6 protein-coding genes are annotated in these 11594 nt (G+C 73.3%); 5 read left to right on the top strand and 1 reads right to left on the bottom strand.

Going from position 1 to position 11594, the window contains the following annotated elements; genetic code table 11:
- Positions 1 to 22 precede the first annotated feature (22 nt).
- Positions 23 to 1531 carry a GTPase HflX gene (gene hflX, locus NOD94_RS07130; RefSeq protein ID WP_281204871.1) on the top strand — a complete coding sequence of 503 codons (1509 nt, stop codon included), beginning with the start codon at positions 23 to 25 and terminating at the stop codon, positions 1529 to 1531.
- A gap of 154 nt (positions 1532 to 1685) precedes the next feature.
- On the opposite strand, the gene NOD94_RS07125 is transcribed toward hflX, so the two are convergent.
- Positions 1686 to 2861, bottom strand: a complete 1176-nt coding sequence (locus tag NOD94_RS07125) for a hypothetical protein (RefSeq protein ID WP_281204870.1) — start codon at positions 2859 to 2861, stop codon at positions 1686 to 1688.
- A 257-nt stretch (positions 2862 to 3118) separates the two neighbouring features.
- On the opposite strand from NOD94_RS07125, the gene NOD94_RS07120 reads away from it, so the two are divergent.
- From NOD94_RS07120 to NOD94_RS07105, 4 genes are all read left to right on the top strand, one after another.
- Entirely contained in the window at positions 3119 to 4525 is a 1407-nt protein-coding gene (locus NOD94_RS07120) for a diaminobutyrate--2-oxoglutarate transaminase family protein (protein ID WP_281204869.1), read from the top strand.
- Positions 4526 to 6804: 2279 nt separating this feature from the next.
- Positions 6805 to 8871 (top strand): IucA/IucC family protein, encoded by a 2067-nt coding sequence (locus NOD94_RS07115; protein WP_281204894.1) that lies wholly within the window; start codon positions 6805 to 6807, stop codon positions 8869 to 8871.
- A gap of 30 nt (positions 8872 to 8901) precedes the next feature.
- Positions 8902 to 9582, top strand: a complete 681-nt coding sequence (locus NOD94_RS07110; protein WP_281204868.1) for a GNAT family N-acetyltransferase — start codon at positions 8902 to 8904, stop codon at positions 9580 to 9582.
- Positions 9583 to 9731: 149 nt separating this feature from the next.
- The gene (locus NOD94_RS07105) at positions 9732 to 11588 is read left to right on the top strand and encodes an IucA/IucC family siderophore biosynthesis protein (protein ID WP_281204867.1); all 1857 of its coding nucleotides are present in this window, start codon (positions 9732 to 9734) and stop codon (positions 11586 to 11588) included.
- Positions 11589 to 11594: the final 6 nt, after the last annotated feature.

The raw sequence follows: 11594 nt of genomic DNA, 5'->3' as shown, positions 1-11594 counted from the left end.
TTCGAATCGACGTAAGGATCCAATGACCTCCTCTTCTTCCCCTTCCCAGGACCCGCGGGACGACGCGCAGGACGCGCGCGACCCGCAGAGCTTCACCGAGAGCCTTCGGGCCGATGCCCTGATGGAAGAGGACGTCGCCTGGAGCCACGAGATCGACGGAGAGCGGGACGGCGACCAGCTCGACCGCTCCGAGCGCGCGGCCCTGCGCCGCGTCGCGGGTCTCTCCACCGAACTCGAGGACGTCACCGAGGTCGAGTACCGCCAGCTCCGCCTGGAGCGAGTGGTCCTCGTCGGCGTGTGGACCTCCGGGACGGTGCAGGACGCGGAGAACTCCCTCGCGGAGCTCGCCGCCCTCGCCGAGACCGCGGGCGCCCTCGTCCTCGACGGCGTGATGCAGCGCCGCGACAAGCCCGACCCGGCCACCTTCATCGGCTCCGGCAAGGCCCGCGAGCTGCGCGACATCGTCATGGAGAGCGGGGCCGACACCGTCGTCTGCGACGGCGAGCTCAGCCCCGGCCAGCTCATCGCCCTCGAAGACGTCGTCAAGGTCAAGGTCGTCGACCGGACCGCCCTCATCCTCGACATCTTCGCCCAGCACGCCAAGTCCCGAGAGGGCAAGGCGCAGGTCGCGCTCGCGCAGATGCAGTACATGCTGCCGCGACTGCGCGGCTGGGGTCAGTCGCTGTCCCGGCAGATGGGTGGCGGCGGCGGTGGCGGCATGGCCACCCGCGGCCCCGGTGAAACCAAGATCGAGACCGACCGGCGACGCATCCGCGAGAAGATGGCGAAGATGCGCCGGGAGCTCGCCGAGATGAAGACCGGCCGCGACATCCAGCGGCAGGAACGACGCCGCAACAAGGTGCCCTCGGTCGCCATCGCCGGCTACACCAACGCCGGCAAGTCCTCGCTGCTCAACCGCCTCACCGGCGCGGGCGTCCTGGTGGAGAACGCACTGTTCGCCACCCTCGACCCGACCGTGCGCCGCGCCGAAACCCCGTCCGGCAGGGTCTACACCCTCGCCGACACGGTCGGCTTCGTCCGGCACCTGCCCCACCACCTCGTCGAGGCGTTCCGCTCCACGATGGAGGAGGTCGGCGACTCCGACCTCATCCTCCACATCGTGGACGGCTCGCACCCGGCGCCGGAGGAGCAGCTGGCGGCCGTCCGCGAGGTGATCCGCGAGGTCGGCGCCGTCAACGTGCCCGAGATCGTCGTGATCAACAAGGCGGACGCGGCGGACCCGCTCGTCCTGCAGCGCCTGCTGCGCATCGAGCGGCACTCCATCGCCGTCTCGGCCCGCACCGGGATGGGCATCGAGGAACTCCTCGCGCTCATCGACGCCGAACTGCCCCGACCCGAGGTCGAGGTGGAGGCCCTGGTGCCGTACACCCGCGGCTCGCTCATCGCCAAGGCGCACGCCGAGGGCGAGGTCATCTCCGAGGAGCACACCCCGGAGGGCACCCTGCTCAAGGCCCGTGTCCACCCGGAACTCGCGGCGGACCTGGCGCCGTACGTGCCCGCGAAGCAGTAACGGTGACGCGGCACGCGCCGCACGCATGACGGAGGGCCCCCGCTTTCGGCGGGGGCCCTCCGTCATGTCCGGCGTCGGTCGATGTCCCGGGTACGTCGGCCGACGTCCGGCGTCGGTCGGCCGACGTCCTGCGTGCGTCGACCGACGGACCGTCCTACTTGAACTTGCCGCTCACCGCGTCGAAGATCCCCTTGGCCTCCGGCCCCAGCCGCGGTCCCGCCAGCCAGCCGGCCTTGGCCGGGCCGATCGAGGTGTTCGACACCAGCGCCGGCTTGCCGTCCGCGCCCGCGGCGACCCAACCGCCACCCGAGGAACCGCCCGTCATCGTGCAGCCGATCCGGTACATCACCGGCTCCGCCGCCTTCAGCGTCAGACGCCCCGGCTTGTCCGCGCACTGGTACGCCTTCTGCCCGTCGAACGGAGCCGCCGCCGGGTAACCCGTCGCCGTGATGCTCGCGACCTTCCCCACCGCGGGAGCCGCGAAGTCGACCGGCAGCGCCGTGCCCACGGTCTCCTCCAGCGACTTGCCGTTGCCCTTCTCCGGCGTCACGTGCAGCACCGCGAAGTCGTACGGGGCACCCGCACCGCCCGTCGGACCGCCCGTCGCGATCCACTGGTCGGACGTCTGCGCCCAGTCGCTCCACCACACGCCGTACGGAGCCACCTGCTCGCGCGGCGCGCCCTTCAGCGCGGCCGACGGCTTGCCGGTGTTGTTGTACGACGGAACGAAGGCGATGTTGCGGTACCAGCCGCCGGCCTTGCCCGCGTGCACGCAGTGGCCCGCCGTCCAGACCATGTTGGACTTGCCCGGGTGGGCGGGGTCCTTCACCACGGTCGCCGAGCAGACCATCGAACCCTCGGGGCCGTCGAAGAAGACCTTGCCCGACGCGGGGACGCTGGAGTGGTACGGCGCGGCGGCGGGCTTCGCCGTCACCGCGGCCGGGGTCGGGTCGGTGACGCCCTGGTCCTTGCCGGCGTCCGGGTCCACGGCCGGACGCTGCGGCTGCTCCGCGTCACGCATCCGGTCCGGGTCCCACAAACCCTCGATGATCGGGTTGATGTAGTCGCCCGCCTCGCGGAGCCAGTCGTCCTTCTGCCAGTTCTTCCACTCGCCCCCCTTCCACTTCTCCAGGTCGAAGCCGTGCTGCTTGAGCTTGTCCTTGAGCTCGTCCGGGATCTTGATCCCGTCCGGGGCGCCGGAAGGCAGGTTCACAGCCACGGTCGGCTTGGCGTCGCCGCCGGCCTCCCCGTCGCCGGGTCCGCAGGCCGCGGCGGTCAGCGCGAGCGCGGCCACGCACAGGATCGCGGTGACCGGTCGGTTCGGTCGCATGTTGTCAGTCCCCCTGGTGTTTCGAGGTGTTGAAGCGGAATGGATCGGGGTGCCGTGCAGCCCCCCACTATGCCGCCGCCTCTGAGGACGGCGGTCCCCGGGTCCGCGGTTCCTGCGGTCCCGGACCGTCATGGGCCTCCCCTGCTCCCGTTCGCGGTGCCCGGTCTTGTCCGATCGCGGCCAAGGATCTTCCGGCCACCCGTGATCCGTGGCCTCCCCCGTCGTTGGTACGTACGGGGGATGGTGCACCAGCGTTCATGTTCGAGACGCAATCCGGAAGGGAATTCCGTGCGGGAGGACCGACAGTCGTGGCCTTGACCGAGCCGGCCGCAGCAGCGGCCTCCGTGCCGACCCAGGGGAGCCGGGGCCCCGTCGTGGCGGAGGGCATCCTCCGCAGGCAGGCGCTGCGGGAATCCGCCGCCCGCACCTACGCCCGCTCCCTGCCCATCGTCCCCGTCCGCGCCCGCGGGCTGACCATCGAGGGTGCCGACGGGCGGCGCTACCTCGACTGCCTCTCCGGCGCGGGCACCCTCGCCCTCGGGCACAACCACCCCGTCGTCCTCGAAGCCATCAGAGGAGTCCTCGACTCGGGGGCCCCGCTGCACGTCCTCGACCTGGCGACCCCCGTCAAGGACGCGTTCACCACCGAACTCTTCGCCAACCTGCCGCCCGAACTGGCCGCCGACGCCCGCATCCAGTTCTGCGGCCCCGCCGGGACGGACGCCGTCGAAGCCGCGCTGAAACTGGTCCGCGCCGCCACCGGCCGCGCCGGCCTGCTCACCTTCACCGGCGCGTACCACGGCATGACCGCCGGAGCCCTGGACGCCTCCGGGCACGCCACCGACGTACGGGTGACCCGACTGCCCTACCCGCAGGACTACCGCTGCCCCTTCGGCATCGGCGGACCCGAGGGCGCACGGATCGCCGCGCACTGGACCGAGAGCCTGTTGGACGACCCCAAGGGCGGGGTGCCGGCCCCCGCGGGCATGATCGTCGAACCCGTCCAGGGGGAGGGCGGGGTCCACCCCGCCCCCGACGGCTGGCTGCGCCGCATGCGGGAGATCACGACAGCCCGGGGCATCCCGCTGATCGCGGACGAGGTCCAGACCGGGGTCGGTCGCACCGGCGCCTTCTGGGGCGTCGATCACGCCGGGGTCGTGCCCGACGTGATGGTCATGTCCAAGGCCATCGGCGGGAGCCTGCCGCTCGCCGTCATCGTCTACCGGGCCGAACTCGACGTCTGGGCACCGGGCGCGCACGCCGGGACCTTCCGGGGCAACCAACTCGCCATGGCCGCCGGAACCGCGACGCTGGCCCACGTCCGCCGCAACGGCCTCGCCGAACGCGCGGCCGTCCTGGGCGCGCGCATGCTGACCGCCCTGCGGGGCCTCGCCGCCGACCACCCCTGCGTCGGGGACGTCCGGGGGCGCGGCCTGATGATCGGCATCGAACTCGTCGACCCCGAAACGGGCGCCGCCGCACCCGACCTCGCCGCCGCCGTGCGCCAGGCGTGCCTGGACCGCGGCCTGATCGTCGAACTCGGCGGCCGCCACTCCAGCGTCGTCCGCCTGCTGCCCCCGCTGACCCTGACCGACGAGCAGGCGGCGGCCGTCCTGGACCGGCTCGCGGACGCCGTCCCCGCCGCGGCCCGCCGCCCCCACTGACCCGCACGCGAAGGACCCCGATGCCCGACCCGTCCCTCACCCCACCCACCTGCGGCGACACCCCGGTCCCCCCGCTCCGGCCCCCTGCCCCCGCGCTGCGGCCGGACCCGGCCGGGTCCCGAGGCGGGGCGATGGCCGCCCCGTCGGCGGCGGCCTCCGCCCTGCCCCCGGAACCTGGCGGGTCCCGCGTCGGAGCGGCGGGCGCCATGCAGGGGGGCTCCAGGCCGCCCCATGAGCCTGCCGGGTTCGCCGGCGGGCCGGGAGCTGCCATGACGGCGGTCCCTTCCACCCTGCCGCCGGAGTCCGCGTGGTCCCGAGGTGGAGCGGCTGCCGACACGCAGGGTGCCTCCGCTCTGCCCCATGAGCCTGCCGGATCCACTGCCGGGGCGGTGCCCGGCATGCAGACGGCGGCTTCCGCGTCGCGGCCGGAGCCTGCCGGGTTCCGAGCCGGGGTGGTGGCCGACATGTCCGCGACGGCCTCCGCTCCGTCCCCGGAGGCCGCCGGATCCCACGTCGGAGTGCCCGACATCGTGTTGTCTGCCGGGGCCCTGTCGTCCTGGGCGGTGGAGCCGTCCGTCTCCCCAGCGCCGTCGGCCGTCGTTCGGGCCACCGCGTCCTCGGGGGATGGCGTCCGGCCGTTCAGCAGTGCTTCGTCACCCGGGGTCCTGTCGTTCTGGGCGGGGGAGTCCACCCCTTCCTCGACGTTGTCGGTAGCCGCCCAGGCGCCACCCGCGTCGGCCGGGGACAGCGTCAGGCCGTCCCCCGTCGCCTCGTCCAGTGGTGCGGCGCTGTCCCCGCCGATGGAGCCGTACCCCTCGCCCGAGCTGTCCGCCGCCGATCGGACGCCCGAGGTCGCCGGGGACAGGGTCCCTCCGACCGTGGCCACGTCATCGTCCGGCGAGCAGACCCCCCGTGCGGGGGGAGCCGCAACGCTTGAGGCGGGTGGGGCATCGGCCTCGTGGCCGCAGGTCGGAGACACGTTCTCGGTGCTTCCTTCGGCCGGGACGGCGCAGACGGGGACGTTGTCCGCCCTCACCGCGCGGGCCGAGACACCGGCGGCGGGGTCGGCGGCGGAGCCGGCGGCGCTCCGGAGCCGGGAGGCGCATGAGCCGTTTGTTGCCGTGCCGACGGACGCCGCTGAGCAAACCGGAACGCCCTGGGCGGGGACGGCCACGGTTGGGTTCCCGCTGGAAGGAACGCCTTCGGGCGCGGCGCGGTCGCACGGCACCTCGCCTGCCGGAGCCCTGTCGGTCGAACCCGTGCGAGCAGGCAACGGGTCACCCAGAACGCCGTACTCCGGGACTTCACAGGCCGGGGCACCGCAGCGCGACGTGACGCCGGACCAGGGACTGCAGCCAGGTGTGGTCCCTTCAGGGGGGACCCCGTCGGGCGGGAACTCCTGGTCCCGCCCGGTCCCACCTCACCCGGCATCCGGACCCTCGGTTCCCGCCACGGGGACTGCCACTGCCCCCTCGGCCGGAACTCCTTGGTCGCGCCCGACCCCGCAACCTCCGACGTACCTGGTCCGAGCGGAAGTCGTTCCACCGCCCGAGACCGTCCCCCGCGCGGCGGACCCCGAGTCGGCCCCGCAACCCGAGCAGCCCGAGCGTCCAGAGGCCCAGGGTGCCCATGACGCCGAGGGCGTGCAGGTCGTGCATGATGCCGAGGGCGTGCAGGGCGCCCAAGACGTGCAGGCCGTCCAGGACATCGATGCCGCTGGAACACCTTCCGCGCCGCCCGTCTCCTCGGCAAAGCCGGTCTCCGCCTCCGAGCCCGCCATGTCGCTCGGCCGGTCCACCCCACTCTCCCTCGCCGAGGAGCCCGCACTCGTGGTCGCGACCACCTTCGACGTAGAGCCCGCTCCCTCGGCAGCGGCCCTTCCCGCCCCGCAGCCGCACGCCGCGCCGGAGCCGGCCCCCACCCCGGCCCCCGCCCCCGGCGAAACACCTGCCGTCCCATTGGCCGCCACCCCCGTGGTGCCGTCGGCTCCCGAGGAGGTGACAACTCCCGTGGCAGAGCCCACCCGCGCCGGGCAGCCCGCCTCCGGCGAGGCGCCGGCCCGTACGGCGACCGCCACCTCCGTGGCGGAGCCCACCCTCCTCCCACCGGCCAAGCCCGAGCCCGTGACGCACCCCGGCTCCGGCGCGGTGCCCGCCCGTCCGGCAGCCGCCACCTCCGAAGTGCCGCCGGCTCCTGCGGAGGTGGTCACCCCTGAGACCGGGCCCACCTCGGTCTCGCTGCCCGCTCCCGCCACGCAGCCCGACTCCGGCGATCCCGCGATGCAGCCCTTCTCCGGCGAGGCCTCAGCGGCTCCTGCGATGCAGCCCTTCTCCAGCGAAGCCTCCGCCGCGCCCGCGACGCAGCCCGCCCCCGTGGCGGCGCCCGCCCCCGCGGCGCCGCCCGCCTTCGACGAAGCGTCCGTCGGCCCGGCAGCCGCCGCCCCCGCCACCCCGCCCAGCCCCGCGACCGCCCCCGGAGAGGCTCGCACCCCCGAGGACGGGGCGGATTTCGGTGTGGAGCAGGTTCGGGCGGTGGCGGTTCCGCGGCAGAAGGACGGGGTGCCTCGGGATCGGGTGGGCGGGGTCGGACCGGTCCGGCCCGCACCGGCAGCGTTGCCCGACCTGCTGGACCACACAGACCCGGCCATCGCGGCCGACGCCGCCACGGTGGAGAACCTGCTGCGGTGCTGGGTCCGTGAGAGCGGCATCAGCCGTCCCGACGGGCCCCCCGGAACCCTGCTCCGCATCCCCCTTCCCGCATCCGGCGCAGCCCTGCTCGTCCCCGTCCGGTACTGGTCCCGGGCAGGCTGGCACCGCTTCGCCCCCGCCCGCCTCCAAGGCGCTCCCGCCACGGCCCCTGCCCTGGACGCCGTCACCCTCGCCGCCCTGATCGCCCGTGAGGGCAACGGCCGTGCAGGCGTGGACCTCGTGGGCCGGGTCGCCGACTCGGTCCGCCGCACGACCGAGTTCATCTGCGACCGGCGCCAACGGCCCACCGCCCCCGCCCCCATCGACGCGGACCGCTTCCTCACTTCCGAGCAGTCGCTCCTCCTCGGTCACCCCCTCCAGCCGGACCCCAAGAGCCGCGAGGGGCTCTCCGAGGCCGACGTACGCCGCTACTCACCCGAACTCCACGGTTCCTTCCCCCTGCACTGGTTCGCGGTCGCGCCGGCGGCCCTCGCCACCGACTCCGCCTGGACCGAACGAGGCCGTCCGGTCTCCGCCCCCCAACTGCTCGCCCGTCTCGCCCCGGGCCTCCCACTGCCTGTCGGTACCACCGCCCTCCCCCTGCACCCATGGCAGGCCCACGACCTCCTTCGGCGCCCCGCCGTCGCCGCCCTACGCGACGCCGGGCTCCTCACAGACCTCGGCCCGCACGGCGCACCCTGGTACCCCACCTCCTCCGTCCGTACCGTGCACCGCCCAGGCAGCCCCGCGATGCTCAAGCTCTCCCTGGGCCTGCGCATCACCAACTCCCGCCGCGAGAACCTCCGCAAGGAACTCCACCGCGGCGTCGAGGTCCACCGGCTGCTGCGCACCGGCCTCGCCGAGCAGTGGCAGGCGGCCCACCCCGGCTTCGACATCGTCCGAGACCCTGCCTGGGTCGCCGTCAACGCCTTGGACGGCTCCGCCGTCCAAGGACTCGACGCCCTCCTGCGCCACAACCCCTTTCGTCCCGACGACGACGCCGTCTGCATCGCCGCACTCACCGCCTCCCGTCCCTGGCCGGGCCGGACCACCATGCGGTCCCGGCTTGCCGACACCGTCCTCCGTCTCGCCGCCGCCACCGGACGCTCCACCTCGGCCGTGTCCACGGAGTGGTTCCTGCGCTACCTCGACCACGTCGTCCTGCCGATCCTCGCCTTCGACGCACTCGCCGGCATCGCCCTCGAAGCGCACCAGCAGAACACCCTGGTGCTCCTCGACCCGGCCGGCTGGCCCGTGGGCGGCCGCTTCCGCGACAACCAGGGCTACTACTTCCGCGACTCCCGTCGCACGGAGCTGGAACAGCGGCTCCCCGGCATCGGCGAAACCAGCGACACCTTCGTTCCCGACGCCGTCACCGACGAACGCTTCGCCTACTACCTCGGCATCAACAACGTGCTCGGCCTCATCGGTGCCTTCGGCGCCCAGAGGCTCGCCGACGAACGCGTGCTCCTCGCCGCATTCCGCCGCTTCCTCGGCAAGGCCGCACACCTCGGCCCGCTGCCCGCGCAACTGCTCGACTCACCCACCCTCCGATGCAAGGCGAACCTGCTCACCCGCCTCGGTGGCCTCGACGAGCTGGTGGGCCCCGTGGAGACCCAGTCCGTCTACGTCACCATCACCAACCCCCTCCACGACTGACGCGCGCCACACCGACCCGGAGAAGAGCCGATGCCCTCCACCGACACCCCCACCGGTTCCCTGTCCCTCGCCGTACCGGCGCCCTCCCCGGCCCCCGAACGCCGGCTCGTCGTCGAACGGCTGCCCCTGCTCGCCGAGGCCGACCTCCTCGACTCCCCGGCCGGCTGGGGGGCGGCAGCCACCCCCGTCGGCGCCTTCCGCCTCGAAACCGTGCGCCCGGAACGAGACCTGGAACTCCTCACCGGGTGGATGAACGATCCCGAGGTCGCGGCCTACTGGGACCTCGCCGGACCCCCCGGCGTGACTGCCGCGCACCTGCGCGCCCAACTCGACGGAGACGGCCACAGCACCCCCTGCATCGGCCTGCTCGACGGCACGCCGATGAGCTACTGGGAGATCTACCGGGCCGATCTCGACCCCCTGTCCCAGTACTACGCGGCGCAACCCCACGACACCGGTCTCCACCTGCTCATCGGAGACGGCACGAACCGCGGCCGCGGTCTCGGCGCCACCCTGCTGCGCGCGGTCGCCGACCTCGTCCTCGACAACCAACCCCGGTGCACGCGCGTCATCGCCGAACCGGACATCACCAACACCCCCTCCGTATCCGCCTTCCTGACCGCCGGCTTCCGCTACGCCGCGGAAACCGACCTCCCCGAGAAGCGCGCCGCCCTGATGTTCCGGGAACGAGCGCTGCGCAACCTCCTCTGATCGCCGCACCGCCCGGCCGCCCCGTAGCCCTGAACAGATCGACTGCACCGACCGACATCGACCGGATCGACCGGAGATCCGCCCAGCAACACCTCTCCCTTCGAAAACTCTGCGCGACGCAGCAAAGTTCCCGATCCCCGAGGAGTCCCGTGTCGAACTTCCCCGCCGCCCCCGACTCCGCGGAGCCCGCCCTGCCGCCGTCGCCCGAGCACCCCGGCACACCACCCGAACTCAACCGCCCCACCTGGGACTTCGCCGCCCGGCGGCTGTTGGCGAAGATGCTCGGCGAGTTCGCGTACGAGGAGATCGTCAGCCCGGTTCCGGCCCCCGCAGCCGCCGGCGACGCCTGGACCCTGACGCTGGACGACGGCAGCAGCCTCGGTTTCCGCGCCCGCCGCCGCGCCTACGGCAGCTGGCAGGTCGCCCCCGACACCCTCACCCTCACCCCGCCCGCGCCCTCCCCGCAGCCCCCGGTCGCCTTCGGGGACCCGTACGAGTTCCTGGTCCGCGCCCGCGCCCTCCTGCGCCTCGACGGCCCCACCCTCGGACACCTCGTCCGCGAGCTCAGCGCCACCCTCGCCGCCGACGCCCGCCTCGACCACCACGCCCTCACGGCCGACGTCCTCGCCGACCTCGACCACGCCGCCCTCGAAGGTCACCAGACCGGTCATCCCTGGCTCGTCCTCAACAAGGGCCGCGTCGGGTGGTCCGCCTCGGACGCCGCCGCCTGGGCCCCCGAGGCCCGTACCCCCCAGCGCCTCCCGTGGCTCGCCGCCCACACCTCCCTCGCCGAGTACCGCGGGACCGCCGCCCTGGAAGATCCCGCCCGACTCCACTCGGCCGAACTCGACCCCGTCACCAGAGCGACCTTCGACCGGATCCTGCGCGACCGGGGACTGGACCCGCTCCGCTACCTCTACTTCCCCGTCCACCCATGGCAGTGGGACGAGGTCGTGCTCCCCCTCTTCGCCCCCGCCCTCGCCTCCGGAACCCTCGTACCGCTGCCCGCGGACCCCGACCTCAGGCTCCCGCAGCAGTCGATCCGTACCTTTCTGAACCTCACCCGCCCCGACCGGCACAGCGTGAAACTCCCGCTGTCCGTGTTCAACACCATGGTCTGGCGCGGCCTGCCCAGCGACCTCTCCCTCGCCGCCCCCGCCGTCACCGCCTGGATCCACTCGCTGCGCGACAGCGACCCCTTCCTGCGCGACGAGTGCCGTGTGATCCTGCTCGGCGAGGTCGCCTCCGTCACGGTCCGCCACCCCGTCTACGACCGGCTGCCCGAGGTCCCCTACCAGTACAAGGAACTCCTCGGAGCGATCTGGCGCGAGCCCCTGACCGGCCGCCTCGCCCCAGGGGAGCGCGCCCGCACCCTGGCCTCCCTCCTCCACACGGACCCGCGCGGCTGCTCCTTCACCGCCGAACTCGTCGCCCGCTCCGGCCTCGCTCCCGCGGTCTGGCTGCAACGGCTCTTCGCCACCCTGCTGCCCCCGCTGCTCCACTTCCTCTACCGCTACGGCACCGTCTTCTCCCCGCACGGCGAGAACACGATCGTGATCTTCGACGAGCGCGACGTGCCGGTGCGCCTCGCGGTCAAGGACTTCGTGGACGACATCAACATCAGCGGCACACCGCTCCCCGAACACGCCTCCATGCCGGACGAGGTCCGTGCCGTGTTGCTCACCGAGCCGCCGTCCTACCTCACCCAGTTCATCCACTCCGCGCTGTTCATCGGCGTCTTCCGCTACCTGTCGGCGATCTGCGAGGACCGGCTCGCCGTCCCCGAGCGCGACTTCTGGTCCCTCGTACGGGCGGAAATCCTCCGCCACCAGGCACGCTTCCCGGAGCAGAAGAACCGCCACGAGCAGTTCGACCTGCTCACCGAGCGGATCGACCGGCTCTGCCTGAACCGGAACCGCCTGTACGAGGACGGCTACCGCGACCGCCCGGACCGCCCGCACGCGGTCACGCACGGCACGGTGCCCAACCCCCTGCACCGCCCGTGACGGTCG

It is taken from the genome of Streptomyces sp. Isolate_45 (assembly GCF_024721315.2).
Taxonomy (GTDB): domain Bacteria; phylum Actinomycetota; class Actinomycetes; order Streptomycetales; family Streptomycetaceae; genus Streptomyces.
Note: the sequence above shows the minus strand (reverse complement) of the source record. Positions and strands in the feature narration are given on the sequence as shown.